Origin of the sequence: Pseudomonas guariconensis, assembly GCF_040822035.1 — a bacterium.
GTDB lineage: Bacteria > Pseudomonadota > Gammaproteobacteria > Pseudomonadales > Pseudomonadaceae > Aquipseudomonas > Aquipseudomonas guariconensis.
The window spans coordinates 1,142,257-1,159,554 of sequence record NZ_CP162012.1; the positions used below are offsets into that span (position 1 = coordinate 1,142,257).

At 62.5% G+C, this 17,298-nt stretch carries 19 protein-coding genes; 12 read left to right on the forward strand and 7 right to left on the reverse strand.

Features of this window, described 5'->3' with window-relative positions:
• Positions 1-2: 2 nt before the first annotated feature.
• From AB1N67_RS05115 to AB1N67_RS05125, 3 genes are all read right to left on the reverse strand, one after another.
• Positions 3-1,625: a ShlB/FhaC/HecB family hemolysin secretion/activation protein gene (locus tag AB1N67_RS05115; RefSeq protein ID WP_232092118.1), complete on the reverse strand. Its 1,623-nt coding sequence runs from the start codon at positions 1,623-1,625 to the stop codon at positions 3-5.
• Positions 1,626-1,840: 215 nt separating this feature from the next.
• Positions 1,841-2,377: a murein L,D-transpeptidase family protein gene (locus AB1N67_RS05120; protein ID WP_043212440.1), complete on the reverse strand. Its 537-nt coding sequence runs from the start codon at positions 2,375-2,377 to the stop codon at positions 1,841-1,843.
• Positions 2,378-2,396: 19 nt separating this feature from the next.
• Complete coding sequence (locus AB1N67_RS05125; RefSeq protein ID WP_043212441.1) at positions 2,397-2,951, reverse strand: NUDIX hydrolase; 555 nt, start codon at positions 2,949-2,951, stop codon at positions 2,397-2,399.
• A gap of 133 nt (positions 2,952-3,084) precedes the next feature.
• Here AB1N67_RS05125 and AB1N67_RS05130 point away from each other — a divergent pair, with 133 nt between their 5' ends.
• From AB1N67_RS05130 to purT, 5 genes are all read left to right on the forward strand, one after another.
• Entirely contained in the window at positions 3,085-3,684 is a 600-nt protein-coding gene (locus AB1N67_RS05130) for a CoA pyrophosphatase (protein ID WP_070574714.1), read from the forward strand.
• 45 nt (positions 3,685-3,729) lie between these two features.
• Complete coding sequence (locus AB1N67_RS05135) at positions 3,730-4,254, forward strand: gamma carbonic anhydrase family protein (protein ID WP_090346712.1); 525 nt, start codon at positions 3,730-3,732, stop codon at positions 4,252-4,254.
• Between the two features lies 1 nt (position 4,255).
• Entirely contained in the window at positions 4,256-4,459 is a 204-nt protein-coding gene (locus AB1N67_RS05140; protein WP_090346714.1) for a DUF1289 domain-containing protein, read from the forward strand.
• 49 nt (positions 4,460-4,508) lie between these two features.
• Complete coding sequence (locus AB1N67_RS05145; protein WP_043212443.1) at positions 4,509-4,976, forward strand: VUT family protein; 468 nt, start codon at positions 4,509-4,511, stop codon at positions 4,974-4,976.
• 115 nt (positions 4,977-5,091) lie between these two features.
• The gene (gene purT, locus AB1N67_RS05150) at positions 5,092-6,273 is read left to right on the forward strand and encodes a formate-dependent phosphoribosylglycinamide formyltransferase (protein ID WP_043212445.1); all 1,182 of its coding nucleotides are present in this window, start codon (positions 5,092-5,094) and stop codon (positions 6,271-6,273) included.
• 90 nt (positions 6,274-6,363) lie between these two features.
• On the opposite strand, the gene AB1N67_RS05155 is transcribed toward purT, so the two are convergent.
• The 3 genes from AB1N67_RS05155 to AB1N67_RS05165 form a co-directional block, all read right to left on the reverse strand.
• Positions 6,364-7,665, reverse strand: a complete 1,302-nt coding sequence (locus AB1N67_RS05155) for an MFS transporter (protein ID WP_090346717.1) — start codon at positions 7,663-7,665, stop codon at positions 6,364-6,366.
• 254 nt (positions 7,666-7,919) lie between these two features.
• Positions 7,920-9,122, reverse strand: coding sequence for a transporter associated domain-containing protein (locus AB1N67_RS05160; protein WP_367863583.1), 1,203 nt, complete (start codon positions 9,120-9,122; stop codon positions 7,920-7,922).
• 9 nt (positions 9,123-9,131) lie between these two features.
• Entirely contained in the window at positions 9,132-9,941 is an 810-nt protein-coding gene (locus tag AB1N67_RS05165) for an inner membrane protein YpjD (protein ID WP_367863584.1), read from the reverse strand.
• Between the two features lie 291 nt (positions 9,942-10,232).
• Between AB1N67_RS05165 and ffh the strand changes: the two genes are divergently transcribed.
• The 6 genes from ffh (at position 10,233) to AB1N67_RS05195 (ending at position 14,409) form a co-directional block, all read left to right on the forward strand.
• Positions 10,233-11,609: a signal recognition particle protein gene (gene ffh / locus AB1N67_RS05170; protein ID WP_043212452.1), complete on the forward strand. Its 1,377-nt coding sequence runs from the start codon at positions 10,233-10,235 to the stop codon at positions 11,607-11,609.
• Positions 11,610-11,846: 237 nt separating this feature from the next.
• Positions 11,847-12,098: a 30S ribosomal protein S16 gene (gene rpsP / locus AB1N67_RS05175; protein WP_043212455.1), complete on the forward strand. Its 252-nt coding sequence runs from the start codon at positions 11,847-11,849 to the stop codon at positions 12,096-12,098.
• Positions 12,099-12,103: 5 nt separating this feature from the next.
• Positions 12,104-12,640 carry a ribosome maturation factor RimM gene (gene rimM, locus AB1N67_RS05180; RefSeq protein WP_070574704.1) on the forward strand — a complete coding sequence of 179 codons (537 nt, stop codon included), beginning with the start codon at positions 12,104-12,106 and terminating at the stop codon, positions 12,638-12,640.
• Between the two features lie 3 nt (positions 12,641-12,643).
• A complete protein-coding gene (trmD, locus tag AB1N67_RS05185) occupies positions 12,644-13,396 on the forward strand; it encodes a tRNA (guanosine(37)-N1)-methyltransferase TrmD (RefSeq protein WP_043212458.1) in 753 nt (250 codons plus the stop codon).
• Positions 13,397-13,438: 42 nt separating this feature from the next.
• A complete protein-coding gene (rplS, locus tag AB1N67_RS05190) occupies positions 13,439-13,789 on the forward strand; it encodes a 50S ribosomal protein L19 (RefSeq protein WP_043212460.1) in 351 nt (116 codons plus the stop codon).
• Positions 13,790-13,998: 209 nt separating this feature from the next.
• Positions 13,999-14,409 (forward strand): acyl-CoA thioesterase, encoded by a 411-nt coding sequence (locus tag AB1N67_RS05195; protein ID WP_043212463.1) that lies wholly within the window; start codon positions 13,999-14,001, stop codon positions 14,407-14,409.
• Here AB1N67_RS05195 and AB1N67_RS05200 read toward each other — a convergent pair.
• Entirely contained in the window at positions 14,403-16,241 is a 1,839-nt protein-coding gene (locus AB1N67_RS05200) for a sodium:proton antiporter (RefSeq protein WP_043212465.1), read from the reverse strand. The two genes, AB1N67_RS05195 and AB1N67_RS05200, sit on opposite strands and share 7 nt — an antisense overlap.
• Positions 16,242-16,309: 68 nt before the next feature.
• Here AB1N67_RS05200 and xerD point away from each other — a divergent pair, with 68 nt between their 5' ends.
• A complete protein-coding gene (gene xerD / locus AB1N67_RS05205; protein ID WP_182817325.1) occupies positions 16,310-17,206 on the forward strand; it encodes a site-specific tyrosine recombinase XerD in 897 nt (298 codons plus the stop codon).
• Positions 17,207-17,298: the final 92 nt, after the last annotated feature.

Genomic DNA, 17,298 nt, shown 5'->3' on the forward strand with positions numbered 1-17,298 from the left:
GATCAGAGACTAAGGGTCCACTCCAGGACCCAGAGGCCAGGTTCCAGCGAGCGGCGGTTGCGTTCGCTGGCGTACAGGGCTCGTTGATAGTCCAGGCGCAGGTGATTGGCGGGAGGCCCTAGCACTACACCCAGGGCGCCCCCTGCGATCCGTTGGGGAGCGCTGGCGGGGGTGAAGCGGGTCCAGCCCAGGTCCAGGCCCAGGTGAGGGCGTATCTCCAATGTCCGGGAGAAGGGCAGGGGCTGGCTGAAGGTGTTGCGCCAGACCGCGCCGCTGGCACCGGCGACCGTGTCCTGACGCCAGCCGCGAACGGCGGCGTCGTCGCTAAGCAGCAATTGCTCGATCGCCGGAAGCGGTTGCTCGCTGTACTGAAGGTTCAACTCGCTCTGCCAACGCCAGGGCCATTGCGCAGGCCCCTGGCGCAAATGCACGAAGCTGGCCCGGTACTTGCGCCAATGCGTTTGCGCAGCCCTTTCCGAGGGCAGCAGTGAATGCTCGGCGCCAAACCAGTCCAGGTTCTGGGACACGCCCACATAGGCGTTCCACAGTCCCCCTTCGAGCCACAGCAGGTTGAGGCCGGCCTCGAAGGTGGTCAGCGTCGGGCTTTGCTGCGCGATCGCCGTGTGTTGAATGCGGTTGACCAGTTGCTTGCGGTCCAGTCGGGCGAGCGCACTCAACATCCCTTGGCTGTTGCGCCATAGCAGGCGTTCCACGCTCAGGCCCTGGAGATGGCTTTCGCCGGTGCTGACCTGACGCCGTTGTGGCAGGGGAGCGCGATAACGCATCCAGCTGGCGTTCACGGCCAGGCTCCACGGGCCGTAGGGCACGCTGTAATAGAGGTTCACACCTTGGCTTTGGCCGGGGGCGTCGAACACGGTCGAGGCCACGCCCAGGCGTAGGTCGTCGTTCAAGCCCAGTGGGCTGTCCAGTCCCAACCCAAGGTTGAGGCGATGACGACCGGTCAGGTCACTGCCACGGTTGTCCAGGCGGCTGTCCAGGTGCCAGCGCGAACCGGTGCGGCGCGGCTGGATGACCACGCGTGTACCACTTTGGATCTCGCCCGGTAGCAGGTCGGCGTTCAAGTCGTAGGCCCGCAGGCGATTGAGCTGGTCCAGGCCTTGCTCGAGTGCGGGCAGGTACAAGGGCTGACCGAGCAGGTCGGGAAAGGCGCCTCGCAAGGAAAGCGGCAGGTCGGTACCGGCCAGTTCGATGGATTCGACGAAGCCTTCGACGATGACGATAGCCAGTGGCTTGCCGGCCTGGGGCCGATGCGCCAGGTAAGGGCGGCTGGCCGGATAACCTGCCTGGACGTAGCTGTCGGTGATGGCCCTGAGCAGCGTGTTGACGTCGTCGACGCTCAGGCAAGGGCGCCACAGGGGACGCAGGACCGCTTCCAGCTGCTGATTCGATAGCACTCGGTTCCCGCTCAGGCGTAACCCGGCGGTGGGCCAGCAGTGTGAATCTGCGCGAGTAGGTGGGGCAGGGTCGACCCGTACCGGGCCTGGCTGACGACGGCGTTGCCATCGCTCGAGGCGCTGCCGGCGTTCTTGAAGCTGCAGGGTGCGTTGTTGCTCGCGTAGTTGCGAGGTGGCGGGATCGTTGGCCCACGCAGTTGGGTGGACCATCAAGGCAAGGGCCAGGCTGGCCAGTATTGGCCTGGCGAAGCGACGCAAGGAAGTCGACATGGAGAAGCCCCGCAATGGCTGCACGTATGTGCTTTTTTGCGGGGATTCTAAGAATCCGACTTACCGTTTGGATGCGGTCCCGTACCCATCTGGGCGTCAGGTGGGGGTGGGTTTAATGTGTGTAATTTCCTACAAAGTTAATCGAATTGTAGGAATCAGGGACGGATCTCGATCAAGGTCCCGTCCTTGACCATGTCCCAGACCTCGCGCATGTCATTGTTGCGCATGGCGATGCAGCCTTCGGTCCAGTCCAGGGTATGGAAGTACCACTCCGGGTAGTCCTCGTTGATCGGCGTGCCATGGATCATGATCATGCCGCCTGGGCTCACGCCCTCGCGGCGGGCGCGGGCGGCATCGCTGATGTTCGGGTAGGAAATGTGCATGGCCAGGTTGAAGCGGTCACTGACCTTGCGCCAGTCAAGCCAGTACAGGCCTTCGGGCGTCTTGCTGTCGCCTTCGCGCTCTTTGGTGCCTTTGGGTTGCTTGCCCAGGGAGATGCGGTAGGTCTTGAGTGGCTCGCCACGGCTGATCAGTTGCAGGCGGCGCTCGGACTTGATCACCAGGACCTTGTCGATCAGCGGTTGGTTGGCGACCGCAGACGGTTCGACAGGCTTGCGAATGATGGTCTCGGTGAAGGCGGCCTGGGACACCGATGCAACGGAAAGGCAGAAAAGGGCAAGCAACCAACGCATGAAACCGTATCCCTGAGAGCTAAGTGGTGGACGACGAGACGTTCATCGGCGGCAGGTACTCATGGCCTACGGGGTAGTGCTGCCCGATGCGGTCGCGATAATAGCATTCTAGTGTCCGTACGACGGTGCGGAAAGCCAACTCGTTCCAGGGAATTTCATGTTCCTCGAACAAGCGCACCTCCAGGCTCTCGACGCCAACGGCAAAATCCAGGTCAGCCAGCTCGGCGCGGAAGAATACATGTACCTGGTCGATGTGAGGCAGGTCGAACAACTGGTACAGGCTCATCTGCCCGACCCGGGCGCAGGCCTCCTCGACGGTTTCGCGTCGGGCGGCCGCATCGAGGGTTTCACCGTTCTCCATGAACCCGGCGGGCAGCGTCCAGAACCCCCGGCGCGGTTCGATCGCCCGTCGACAGAGGAGCACTTGGCTGCCCCAGGTGGGGAGCACGCCAGCAACTATGTTGGGGTTCTGGTAATGAATGGTATGGCAATGCTCGCAGACATACCGCAGGCGGCTGTCGCCCTCGGGGATCCGCTGAATGACCGCCTGGCCGCACGCGCTGCAGAATTTCATGCTGTTCTTCCCTTTATCTGCAGCTATCTTGGCGTGCCGGCCCTGCGCTGCGCAAGCGGCCTGCTGGCGGGGCTTGGGTGCTTCACGGCTTTGGTGCATCATGCAGGGCAGGCCTTGGAATCGAGAGAGTGCAATGCTGGACGAGCTTCTTCGCCGAATGAGCAATCACACCCCCACGTCACTGGAAACCGACCGGCGTTTCCCCGAGGCGGCGGTGCTCTTGCCCATCACGCGTAGCGAAGAGCCCGAGCTGGTGCTGACCCTGCGGGCCAAAGGGCTTTCCACCCATGGAGGCGAGGTGGCCTTCCCCGGTGGTAGACGCGACCCGGAGGATCCGGACCTGGTGTTCACCGCCCTGCGCGAGGCCGAGGAGGAAATCGGTCTGCCGCCGGGACTGGTGGAAGTCATCGGTCCGCTGAGCCCGGTGATCTCCCTGCATGGCCTTAAAGTGACGCCATTCGTCGGGATCATCCCCGATTATGTCGAATACCGTGCCAACGACGCGGAGATCGCCGCCGTGTTCACGGTTCCGCTGGCGTTTTTCCGCCAGGACCCGCGCGACCATACCCACCGTATCGACTACCAAGGGCGCAGTTGGTACGTGCCGGCCTACCGCTACGGCGAGTACAAGATCTGGGGGTTGTCGGCGATCATGATCGTCGAACTGGTCAATGTGCTGTTCGACGCTGGCATCAGCCTGCACCAGCCCCCTGAGCGCTATACCCAGATCTGAGCGGGGCCCAACCCGCCATCTGCCTTCAACCGTGAGGAGCAAGACATGAAATACCGCCTGGGCGACCTGCGGGTCGAGACCCATCCCACCAGTTGGGCCGCCCCCAATGCCACCCTGATAGGCAAGGTGCGCCTGCAGGCCGGGGCCAGTGTCTGGTTCGGCGCGGTGCTGCGCGGCGACAACGAACTGATCGACATCGGCGAAGGCAGCAACGTCCAGGATGGCACGGTGATGCACACCGACATGGGCTCGCCGCTGACCCTCGGCAAGGGCGTGACCGTCGGCCATAACGCGATGCTCCATGGCTGCACGGTGGGCGATCACAGCCTGATCGGTATCAATGCCGTGATTCTCAATGGCGCGCGCATCGGCAAGCATTGCATCATCGGCGCCAACGCACTGATTCCTGAGGGCAAGGAAATTCCGGACGGCTCGCTGGTCATGGGTTCGCCAGGCAAGGTGGTGCGCGAGTTGACCGAGGCGCAGAAGCGCATGCTCGAAGCCAGCGCCGCACATTATGTCCATAATGCCGAGCGCTACGCGCGCGAGCTGGCCCCCCAGGATGACTGACATGCAGAACGCCGAACGCCCGGTCGCCTCGCCGTGCGTCAATGTCTGTGCGCTGGACGAGCAGGACATCTGCGTCGGTTGCCAGCGCACGGTGAGCGAGATCACCCGCTGGTCGCGCATGAGCAACGACGAGCGCCGTCAGGTGCTGGTGCTGTGCCACGAGCGGGCGGTGGCGTCAGGCTTGATCATCGGGTCGGGGCTGTAGTTGACTCCAAAATCAAGTATTCTGTGCCGCTTGCCCAACGCGTGATCCCATGTTCTATCTCATTGCCTATATCAGTAGCGTAGTGCTGATCAACTACGCCTTTTCCAGTGCTCCGCACCTGGATGTGATCTGGTCCGCCTGGGGTGGGCTGGTGTTCATCCTGCGCGACATGGTGCAGACCCGCTATGGTCATGGCGCGTTGTTGGCCATGCTGGCGGCGTTGGTGCTGTCCTATGTCACCTCGGAGCCTGCCATTGCCCTGGCCAGTGCGACCGCGTTCTTCGTCTCCGAGCTGATCGACTGGCTGGTGTTCAGCATCACCCGTCGGCCGTTGCGTGACCGTCTATGGCTCAGCTCGGCCCTGAGCATTCCGGTGGACACCTTCATCTTCTTCGGCATGATCGGCGCCCTGACCCCGGCAGTGATCGGTACGGCTCTGGCGTCCAAGTTTGCCGGCGTCACTGCCGTGTGGCTGGCCATGGCCTGGCGCGCCCGACGCGAGGTCGTCGCAGGGTGATGTGATCGGGGTTGCGCAGCGGCCCCGGAATGCCTCGGCGGGTGTAGAATATCGGTCCTTTTTCAGCGGGCAGCAGCCAATCCGGCGCAGCCCCGGACGCCTTCGAGGACCTGAAATGACCCGTATCGGAACCCCATTGTCGCCCACCGCGACCCGTGTACTGCTGTGTGGCTGCGGCGAGCTGGGCAAGGAAGTGGTGATCGAGCTGCAGCGTCTGGGTGTCGAAGTCATCGCCGTGGACCGCTACGCCAATGCTCCCGCCATGCAGGTCGCGCACCGCAGCCACGTCATCAACATGCTCGATGGCGTTGCCCTGCGTGCGGTGATCGAAGCCGAAAAGCCGCACTACATCGTCCCTGAGATCGAAGCCATCGCCACCGCGACCCTGGTCGAGCTGGAGAACGAAGGCTTCAATGTCGTTCCCACCGCCCGCGCCACCCAGCTGACCATGAACCGTGAGGGCATTCGCCGGCTGGCCGCCGAAGAGCTGGACCTGCCGACCTCGCCCTACCATTTCGCCGATACCTTCGAAGACTACGCCAAGGCCGTCGCCGACCTGGGCTACCCCTGCGTGGTCAAGCCGGTGATGAGTTCCTCGGGCAAGGGGCAAAGCCTGCTGCGCAGCGATGCCGATCTGCAGAAGGCCTGGGACTATGCCCAGGAAGGCGGCCGCGCCGGCAAAGGCCGGGTGATCATCGAAGGTTTCATCGATTTCGAATACGAAATCACCCTGTTGACCGTGCGTCATGTAGGCGGCACCACCTTCCTCGCACCGGTCGGTCACCGTCAGGAGAAGGGCGACTATCAGGAATCCTGGCAGCCACAGGCCATGAGCCCGAAGGCCCTGGCCGAGTCCCAGCGCGTGGCTCAGGCGGTCACTGACGCCCTGGGCGGTCGTGGTCTGTTCGGCGTGGAGCTGTTCGTCAAGGGTGACCAAGTGTGGTTCAGCGAAGTCTCGCCGCGTCCCCACGATACCGGGCTGGTGACCCTGATTTCCCAGGACCTCTCGCAATTCGCCTTGCATGCTCGCGCGATTCTGGGTCTGCCGATCCCGGTAGTGCGTCAGTTCGGTCCGTCGGCTTCGGCGGTAATCTTGCCTGAAGGCCGGTCACAGCAGACCACCTTCGCCAACCTGGGTGCGGCCCTGAGCGAGCCCGATACCGCCATCCGCCTGTTCGGCAAGCCGGAAATCAATGGCCAACGTCGCATGGGCGTATGCCTGGCGCGTGACGAGTCGATCGAAGCGGCGCGGGCCAAAGCGACCCGGGCTGCCCAGGCGGTCACGGTCGAATTTTAAGCCATAAGCCTCAAGCCTCAAGCTGCAAGAAAAAGCAAATCCGCGCAGGCTTTGGCTTTTTCTTGCCGCTTGAAGCTTGCCGCTCCCCACTTACAGCTCTGTATTGCGTGTCTCTTTCAGGCACAAGACGGCGATCAGGCTGATCACCGCGGCTACCGACACATAGCCGCCCACCCAGCTCAATCCCCCCATGCTGACCAACTGTTGGGCAAAGAACGGTGCCGCTGAGGCGCCGACGATGCCGCCGAGGTTGTAGGCTGCCGAGGCGCCGGTGTAGCGCACATGGGTCGGGAACAGCTCAGGCAGCAATGCCCCCATCGGTGCGAAGGTCACGCCCATCAGGAACAGCTCGATGGCCAAAAACAGCGCAACGCCGGTGGTCGAGCCTGAGGTCAGCAGCGGCTCCATGGTGAATCCCGATGCAACCGCCAGCAGGCCGCCGACGATCAGCACCGGCTTGCGTCCATAGCGATCGCTCAGCCAGGCCGACAGCGGCGTGGCCAAGGCCATGAACACCACGGCAAAGCACAGCATGCCCAGGAAGCTCTCGCGGCTGTAGCCCAGGGTCGAGACCCCGTAGCTCAGGGAGAACACCGTGGAGATATAGAACAGCGCGTAGCACACAACCATCGCCGCCGCGCCCAGCAAGGTGGGCAGCCAGTACTTGGCGAACAGATCGACCACCGGCAGCTTCACCCGCTCGTGGCGTGCCACGGCTTTGGCGAATACCGGGCTCTCCTCGAGCTTCAGTCGCACGTACAGGCCGACGATCACCAGCGCGGCGCTGAGCAGGAACGGAATGCGCCAGCCCCAGTCACGGAATTGCTCGTCGCTGAGCACCAGCGCCAGGGTCAGGAACAGCCCATTGGCCGCCAGAAAACCGATGGAGGGGCCAAGCTGCGGGAACATGCCGAACCAGGCACGCTTGCCTTCAGGGGCGTTTTCGGTGGCCAACAGTGCCGCCCCGCCCCATTCGCCGCCCAGGCCCAGGCCTTGGCCGAAGCGCAGCAGGCAAAGGATGATCGGCGCCCAGACGCCGATGCTGTCATAGCCCGGAAGAACCCCGATCAGGGTGGTCGAAACGCCCATCAGCAGCAACGAGGCGACCAAGGTGGATTTGCGGCCGATACGGTCGCCGAAATGGCCGAACAGTGCCGAACCCAGCGGGCGGGCGAGGAAGGCGATACCGAAGGTCAGAAAGGCCGCGAGCATCTGCGCGGTGCCCGAACCCGACGGGAAGAACACCGGGCCGATCACCAGCGCGGCGGCGGTGGCGTAGACGTAGAAGTCGTAGAATTCGATGGCGGTGCCGATGAAGCTGGCGGTGGCCACACGGGCGGGGGAATTGACGGGGGCTGCCGAGGTGTCGGCGCAGGTACTGCTGATAGTCATGTTGTAGGTCCCTGACAGTCATTGCTCCCTATGGGCGGGTCGCTCCCTGCCAGGCAGGCATGGGCGTGCGGGCGCCGGAGCGTCATAGTGTGAGTCGCTCGACCGACGATAGCCCAAGGGTAGGGACGGGAGCGGGCTGTTCTGGGTGTCGAAGCAGGACCGCGGGGCGTGTCAGTGGAGCGCACCGGCCGTGTGGTGCCGGAAGCGGGTAGCAGGCGGGACGGCAGGGCTGGGTAAGCGTGACCGGAGTATAGCTATCGGGTCACGGTCCACACCAGTACCTTGCTGGCGCAATTGTCCTCTGTTTCGAGGATTTCCAGGCGATAGCGGCCAATCTTCAGGCATACAGCGCTTTCCGGAATGCTTTCCAGCGCCTCGGTGACCAGCCCGTTGAGGGTCTTCGGGCCACCGTCGCAGGGCAGGTGCCACCCCAGACTGCGGTTTATTTCGCGCAGCGAGGCGGTGCCTTCGATCACGTAGCGGCCGTCGGCCAGGGGGTGGACGTGCGGGTTTTCCAGCGAGTGCTCATCCTCGAACTCGCCGACGATCTCCTCGAGGATGTCCTCCAAGGTGACGATGCCTTGGACCTCTCCGTACTCGTCCACCACCACGCCCAGGCGTCTCTGCTGCTTGTGGAAGTTCAGCAACTGCCGTTGCAGCGGAGTGCTCTCGGGAACGAAGTAGGGTTCGTAGCAGGCCGCGCGCAGCGCCTGGAGGGTCAGCTCGCCATGGGGCAGCAGATGGCTGATCAGCTTGGTATTGAGGATGGCTTCGACCTGGTTGATATCACTGTGGTAGACCGGCAGGCGGGTATGGCGGCTGACGATCAGTTGTTCAGCGATCTGCTCGAGCGAGTCGTCCAGGTTGATGCCGTCCACCTCGTTGCGGGGCACCAGGATGTCGTTGACGGTGATCTTGTCTAGGGATTGCAGCCCTTCGAGCAGCCCTTGGCGTGGTGCTTCGTAGGGCTCTGGTTCGTCGAAATCATCGTGCTCCTGTGGGTGCAATGCCACGGCGGCGGGTTGCGCGCGCAATGGGCGAAGGATCAACTTGGCGCAGCCGTCGAGCACGCAGGCCATCGGTTGCAATGCGAGCAGAGGCCATCTGAGCAGGGGGCCGAGGTTGAGGAAGGCGTGCGGGTTGCGTCGGGCGGCGCGCCTTGGCAGGTACTCGGCCAAGACCAACAGGGCGCCGCTTGCGGCAAGGCCCGCCAGCCAGAAGCCGTGTTCGCCGTTGTAGCGCTGGCCGATCAGGCAGGCCAGGCCAAGCACCAGCAGCTTGCCGAGGCCTGCGCAGAGCACCACGGCTTGGGCGGGCAGTGCGGGCTCGGCGCTGTCAGCAGGGCGCTGATGGCCGTTCAATTGCTGGCGGGCCGCGTCGACGGCGGTGAATAGCGCCGACCAGAGCAGCGCCAGTGCCAGAGTGCCGAATAGCGGAGCGTACGGCAGGGTGTCCATGGGCGGTCGTCAGATATGCAGGATGAATTCACGTACCAGCTTGCTGCCGAAATAGGCCAGCATCAGCAGGCAGAAACCGGCGAGGGTCCAGCGAATCGCCTTGTGGCCGCGCCAGCCCAGGCGGGTGCGTCCCCACAGCAGCAGGCCGAACACCACCCAGGCCACACAGGATAGCAGCGTCTTGTGCACCAGATGCTGGGCGAACAGGTTGTCCAGGAACAGCCAGCCGGACACCAGCGACAGCGACAGCAGACCCCAACCGGCCCAGAGGAAGCCGAACAGCAGGCTTTCCATGGTTTGCAGGGGCGGGAAGTTACGGATCAGCCCGGAAGGATGCTTGTGCTTGAGCTGGTAGTCCTGCAACAGCAGCAGCAGGGCCTGGAACACGGCAATGGTGAACAAGCCATAGGCCAGGATCGAGAGCAGGATATGCGCCAGGATCCCAGGCTCCTCATTGACCAGCGGTACGGTGCCGGGCGGGGCGAACTGGGCCAGCAGGGCGGTCACCGCGCCGAGCGGGAACAGCAGCATGAGCAGGTTTTCGACCGGGATGCGCAGGCAGGCCAGCAAGGTCAGCGCGATCACCGCGACGGCGATCAGACTGGCGGCGCTGAAGAAGTCGAGGCTAAGGCCCAGCGGGGTGATCAGCTGGAAGAACAGGGCGCTACCCTGGGCAATGACCGCAAGGGCACCGAGCAGATCGAGCAGCCGTTTGTCGGCGCGGCTGCCCTGGGCCAGGCGACTGCCTTGGTAGAGAGCGGCGGCGATGTAGAGGCCGGCGGCGAGCAGGTTGGGGATGAGGCTGGGGGAAGAGAGCATAAGTCCTGGTAGGCAAGCCCTAAAGGGACGGAGTTTGGCATAGATCCCGCCGCTCTAGGAAGACTGGAGACGGTAGGGCCTACCCCATCTGCAAGATTCCACAGGGCCGGCGCTGGCCTTGTAGGCGCGGGTTCGCCCGCGAACAAGTCACCTGGACCCCAGTGGTCAGCACCCAGGTGTGCGCCGCCCTCGCTCTTCGCTATAATCGCCGCCTTGCTGTGCCCAGCGCGTGTGCATATTCACCTGGGCGCCTGAAAAACCTCGGCTTCATTAGGGCCTGAAAGGATCACCATGTTCGAAAACCTGACCGACCGCCTGTCACAGACGCTGCGCCATGTCACCGGCAAGGCCAAGCTGACCGAAGACAACATCAAGGACACGCTGCGCGAAGTGCGCATGGCCCTGCTCGAGGCCGACGTCGCCCTGCCGGTGGTCAAGGATTTCGTCAACAGCGTCAAAGAGCGCGCGGTCGGCACCGAAGTGTCGCGCAGCCTGACCCCGGGCCAGGCGTTCGTGAAGATCGTCCAGGCCGAACTCGAAGGCCTGATGGGCGCGGCCAACGAAGACCTGGCGCTCAATGCCGCACCACCAGCCGTGGTGCTCATGGCCGGTCTGCAAGGTGCGGGTAAGACCACCACTGCCGGCAAGCTGGCGCGCTTCCTTAAAGAACGCAAGAAAAAGAGCGTGATGGTGGTCTCTGCCGACGTCTATCGTCCGGCAGCGATCAAACAGCTCGAAACCCTCGCCAATGACATCGGCGTGACCTTCTTCCCGTCGGACATCAGCCAGAAGCCTGTGGCCATTGCCGAGGCGGCGATCCGCGAAGCCAAGCTCAAGTACATCGATGTGGTCATCGTCGACACTGCAGGTCGTCTGCACATCGACGCCGACATGATGGACGAGATCAAGGCGCTGCACGCCGCGGTCAAGCCGGTCGAGACGCTGTTCGTGGTCGACGCCATGACCGGCCAGGACGCCGCCAACACCGCCAAGGCTTTCGGCGATGCCTTGCCGCTGACCGGTGTGGTGCTGACCAAGGTCGACGGTGACGCCCGTGGGGGTGCAGCCCTGTCGGTTCGCGCGATCACCGGCAAGCCGATCAAATTCATCGGTATGGGCGAGAAGACCGAAGCGCTCGAGCCCTTCCACCCTGACCGTATCGCTTCGCGCATCCTGGGCATGGGTGACGTGCTCAGCCTGATCGAACAGGCCGAGCAGAACATCGACAAGGCCAAGGCCGACAAACTCGCCAAGAAGCTCAAGAAGGGCAAGGGCTTCGACCTCGAAGACTTCCGCGACCAACTGCAGCAGATGAAGAACATGGGCGGCCTGGGCGGCCTGATGGACAAGCTGCCGAGCATCGGTGGGGTCAACCTGTCGCAAATGGGCAATGCCCAGGGTGCGGCCGAGAAGCAGTTCAAGCAGATGGAAGCGATCATCGACTCCATGACCCCTGCCGAGCGTCGCGACCCGGAAATCATCAGCGGTTCGCGCAAGCGCCGCATCGCCCTCGGCTCCGGCACCCAGGTGCAGGACGTCGGTCGGTTGATCAAGCAGCACAAGCAGATGCAGAAGATGATGAAGAAATTTTCCGCCAAGGGCGGCATGGCCAAGATGATGCGTGGCCTTGGCGGGATGCTGCCAGGTGGCGGCATGCCGAAGCTCTAATTCGATTCTGGGAGGTTGCCTTCTATCTATAGGCAGCTCTCCCGAAATCCCGCTTCGGCGGGAACGATGTCGCGAAATTCGCGGCTTAACCGGCAGATCTGAACGGTGTGGTAGCCCCGCGCCGAAAAAGGCATTTGCAAATGTCCGTGTATTCCCCGAGAATATGCGGCCTTTTGGGCACCCTGTGCCCATTTGGGCATTCAGATTTGCAGCACCGACTATAGGAACGATGTTCACATGGTAACCATCCGTCTTGCCCGTGGCGGCTCCAAGAAGCGCCCTTTCTATCACCTGACCGTGACCAACAGCCGTAACGCCCGTGACGGCCGTTTCGTTGAGCGCGTTGGCTTCTTCAACCCGGTTGCTTCCGGCGCTGAAGTCAAGCTGTCGGTCAATCAGGAACGCGTCAACTACTGGCTGAGCCAGGGCGCACAGCCGTCTGAGCGCGTTGCTCAGCTGCTGAAGGACGCTGCCAAGGCCGCTGCCTGAGCAGTATGAACGCGACGCCAGAAAACGCTGACGCTCTCATTGTCGTCGGCAAGATTTTTTCGGTTCACGGCGTTCGCGGCGAGGTGAAGGTGTATTCCTTTACCGATCCGATTGAAAACCTGTTGGATTATCCGCGCTGGACGCTTCGGCACGAAGGCAAGGTAAAACAGGTCGAGCTGGTCAACGGTCGTGGCTCCCAAAAGGGCCTGGTCGTGAAACTGAAGGGCCTTGATGATCGTGATGAAGCCCGTCTTCTGAGCGGTTATGAAATCTGCATTCCGCGGAGCCTTTTGCCCAACCTGGCCGCTGACGAGTACTACTGGTACCAGTTGGTAGGTCTGAAGGTCATCAATCAGGACGAACAACTGTTCGGCAAGATCGATCACCTGTTGGAGACCGGTGCGAACGATGTAATGGTGGTCAAGCCTTGCGCAGGCAGCCTGGATGATCGCGAGCGACTGTTGCCCTATACGGAGCAATGCGTGCTGGCAGTCGACCTGGAAGCAGGTGTGATGCGGGTCGAGTGGGACGCGGATTTCTAAACGATGGGTAACCTTCGCGTAGAAGTCGTCACGTTGTTCCCCGAGATGTTCTCGGCCATCACGGAGTACGGCATTACCAGCCGCGCGGTGAAACAGGGGTTGCTGCACGTGACCTGCTGGAACCCGCGGGACTACACCACTGATCGTCACCACACGGTGGATGATCGGCCGTTTGGCGGTGGTCCGGGCATGGTGATGAAGATCAAGCCTCTGGAAGACGCCCTGGCCAGCGCCAGGCAAGCGACCGGAGCATCGGCGAAGGTGATTTACCTCTCGCCACAAGGCCGCAAGCTGACCCAGCAGGCGGTCAAAGACTTGGCGCAACAGGAATCGTTGATCCTGATCGCCGGTCGTTACGAAGGCATTGACGAGCGTTTTATCGAGGCTCATGTCGATGAAGAGTGGTCGATTGGTGACTATGTGCTTTCCGGTGGCGAGCTGCCGGCCATGGTACTGATCGATGCGGTTACGCGACTGCTGCCCGGAGCTTTAGGGCATGTGGACTCGGCGGAGGAAGACTCCTTCACCGACGGTCTGCTCGACTGCCCGCACTACACCCGACCGGAGGTGTATGCGGATCAGCGCGTTCCCGACGTGTTGCTTAGTGGCAACCATGCACACATCCGGCGTTGGCGATTGAAGCAGTCCCTTGGTAGGACCTTCGAACGACGCGCCGATCTTCTGGAAAGTCGCTCGCTTTCTGGAGAAGAGAAGAAGCTGCTCGAGGAATATCTCCGCGAGCGGGACGATAGTTAACGTATCGATGGTGGATCGAGTTATCCGCCTTAGGAGCACAGCATGACCAACAAGATCATCCAGCAGCTCGAAGCCGAGCAGATGAACAAGGAAATCCCAACCTTCGCACCAGGCGACACCATTGTCGTCCAGGTTAAAGTGAAGGAAGGTGATCGTTCCCGTCTGCAGGCGTTCGAAGGTGTCGTTATCGCCAAGCGCAACCGCGGTCTGAACAGCGCCTTCACCGTGCGCAAGATCTCCAGCGGCGTTGGCGTAGAGCGTACCTTCCAGACCTACAGCCCGCAGATCGACAGCCTGTCCGTGAAACGTCGTGGTGACGTGCGTAAGGCCAAGCTGTACTACCTGCGCGACCTGTCCGGCAAAGCCGCTCGCATCAAGGAAAAACTGGCCTGAGTGCCGTTTGACCGGTGGCCCCAGTGGCCACCTTGCGAGAAAAAAAGCAGCCTTCGGGCTGCTTTTTTGCTTTTTGAATTTCTGTATTGGCGGTGTGAGCTTCTTCACGGGTAAACCTGCCCCCACCACGATTGCGCCAACCCTGTGGAATCAGGGCTCCCCGCGAATCAGGCGACACCGCTTTCAAGCCCCTGCGACAAGAGCCCTTCATGACCACCCCTCGAGATCAGGAAATCCAGCGCCGCACCGAACTGTCGGTGACCCGCGTAACCAAGGCTGTCTTCCCCAGCACCACCAACCACCACAACACCCTGTTCGGCGGTACTGCGCTGGCCTGGATGGACGAAGTGTCGTTCATCGCCGCCACGCGGTTCTGTCGTTTGCCGCTGGTGACCGTGTCGACCGACCGCATCGACTTCAAACACCCGATTCCTGCGGGCTCGATCGTCGAGCTGGTGGGGACGGTGATCAAGGTCGGCAATACCAGCCTGCAGGTACAGGTGGATGTCTTTGTCGAGAACATGTACCTGGATGGCCGCGATCGGGCCATCCATGGTGTGTTCAGCTTCGTCGCCATCGATGAGGACAAGCGGCCGGTGCCCGTGCTTCCCGCTCACTGATCCACGGTCTGCGCCTCGACCTTGGTAGTCGCCTCCAGGTCTGCCTCCACCAGTGCCACCAAGGTCCAGCCAGGCTGGGGCTTGAGAGGGGAGTCCGGGCTGGCGACATGGACCCAGCCGTTGCTGTCACGGGCGAAAAGCAAGGTTGCGCGTTCGCCATGCAGCGCTTGGTAGTCCTGCCAGTTGAAACTGTCGGTCAGGTGGGTGCTGTACAGCTCGGCGCCTTGATGCAGGCGATTGGCCAGTTGCCCATAGGTCATCGTGCTCGAACCGAGCAGCTGGCCGCGATGCTCCTCGCTGGCACGGTGCTTGTCGCTGCGCTGCTTTTCCAGGCCACTGGCCAATACGAACAATCGATTGTGGCCAAAGTCATGGCGAAAGCGTGCGCAGGCTAGGGCGTTGAGTTCACCGGCGGGCGAAAGGCCCAGCAGATGGCCCAGGCCGACCAGGTCCAGGTGGGCGTCGGCGTGCTGAGACGCTGGGTTGCCGAAGTAAGTCGGCAGCCCATCCATGCGCGCGGCGCGGATATTCTCCCAGCTCGAATCGGTCAGTAACACCCGGCTGCCCAATTGCTGCAAGGCCTTTGCAATGGCGCGGGCTGGCGGGTTGGCGCCGACGATGAGAAAGCCGCTTGGGGCAGGCTCGGCCACCCTGAGCAGACGGGCCAGTGGCCTTGCGGTGGCGCTTTGCAAAACCACAGTGCCGATGATGACCGCGAAGGTCAAAGGGACGAGCAGCAGTGCACCCTCGTGGCCGGCTTCATCCAGGCGAATGGCGAAGATCGCCGAAACGGCTGCTGCGACAATGCCCCGTGGCGCGATCCAGGCCAGCAGCAGGCGCTCGCGCCAGTTCAGGTTCGAGCCCCAGGTAGACAACAAGACATTGAGCGGCCGGGCCAGCAACTGGATGACCAGCAGCAATGCCAGCACCGCTGGGCCCAGTGCCAGCAGTGCATGCAGGTCGAGGCGGGCGGCCAGCAGAATGAACAGCCCGGAGATCAACAGCACGCTGAGGTTTTCCTTGAAGTGCAGGATCTGCCGCACATCCACGCCGGGCATGTTGGCCAGCCACATACCCATGACCGTCACGGCCAGCAGTCCCGACTCATGGACGATCTGGTTGGCGGCGATGAAGATGCCCAGCACCGCTGCCAGCGACGCCAGATTGTGCAGGTACTCTGGCAGCCATTGCGCGCGCATGATCTGGCCCAGCAGCCAGCCACCCGCGGCGCCCAGGGTACTGCCGCAGAAAATCACGCCGGCAAAGGTCACCAGGCTCTGACTCAGCCCGTCACCGTCGGTACGGGCGATGATGAAGCTATAGACCACCACTGCCAGCAGCGCACCGATCGGATCGATGACGATCCCTTCCCAGCGCAGGATATTGGCGATTGCAGCCTTGGGTCGCACCACTCGCAGCATTGGTACGATCACGGTCGGGCCTGTGACCAGGGTAAGGGTGCCGAAGAGGATCGCCAGGGGCCACTCGAAGCCCAGTAACCAGTGGGTGGCGAGGGCGATCACCAGCCAGGTGCTCAAGGCACCCACCGTCACCAGTCGATGCACTACGCTGCCGATCTCGCGCCATTGGGACAAGTGCAGGGTCAGGCTGCCCTCGAACAGGATCAGGGCTACGGCCAGGGACACCAGTGGCATCAGCAGCGGACCGAACAGTTGCTGCGGCGATAACCAGCCCAGCACGGGCCCGGCCAGAATTCCACACAGCAGCAGAAAGAGTATCGCTGGCAGTTTCAGGCGCCAGGCCAGCCATTGGCAGGCGAGGGCGGCCGCGCCGATACCACCGAAACTCAGGAGAATCTGCTGTTCGCTCATATGGGCTCCCTATGCCATCGTTGTTATGAAAGACTAAGCGCCATTGCACCGTTTGCCACCGAGTTTTCATGCCCGCTCTCGACCATCCCCTGATCGACCAGTTTCTTGATGCCCTCTGGCTGGAAAAAGGCCTGTCCGACAACACCCGCGTCTCCTATCGCAGCGACTTGGCGCTATTCAACGGCTGGCTGCAAGAGCGCGGCGTGGCTTTGCCTGATGCCGGCCGTGACCTGATTCTGGACCATCTGGCCTGGCGCCTGGAGGAAGGCTACAAGCCGCGCTCCACGGCACGCTTTCTCTCCGGTCTGCGTGGCTTCTTCCGGTATCTGCTGCGAGAAAAGCTGGTAGGCGTCGACCCGACCTTGCAAGTGGAAATGCCGCTATTGGGGCGACCATTGCCCAAATCCTTGTCGGAGGACGATGTCGAGGCCCTGTTGCAGGCGCCGGACCTGGCCGAAGCCATCGGTCAGCGCGACCGGGCCATGCTTGAAGTGCTCTATGCCTGTGGCCTGCGAGTGACCGAACTGGTCAGCCTGACCCTCGATCAGGTCAACCTGCGCCAGGGGGTTCTGAGGGTGATGGGCAAGGGCAGCAAGGAGCGCTTGGTGCCGATGGGCGAAGAGGCGGTGACCTGGCTCGAACGCTACTTGCGCGACGGCCGCAACGACCTGTTGAACGGGCGCCCGAGCGATGTGCTGTTCCCCAGCCAGCGCGGGGAGCAGATGACCCGCCAAACCTTCTGGCACCGCATCAAGCATCAGGCGCGGGTTGCCGGCATCGACAAACCGCTGTCGCCGCATACCTTGCGCCACGCTTTTGCCACGCATCTGCTCAATCATGGGGCCGACTTGCGTGTGGTGCAGATGTTGCTCGGTCACAGTGACTTGTCCACCACCCAGATCTATACCCATGTCGCAAAGGCACGGTTGCAGCAGCTGCATGCCCAGCACCATCCTCGTGGATGAATGATTTTCATGTTCCGACCTATGGAGGTTGAGAGGGCATTTAGCATCAGCCTGTTGTGGTAGGCTTGGACGGTTTGCATCAAGGGCCGTCC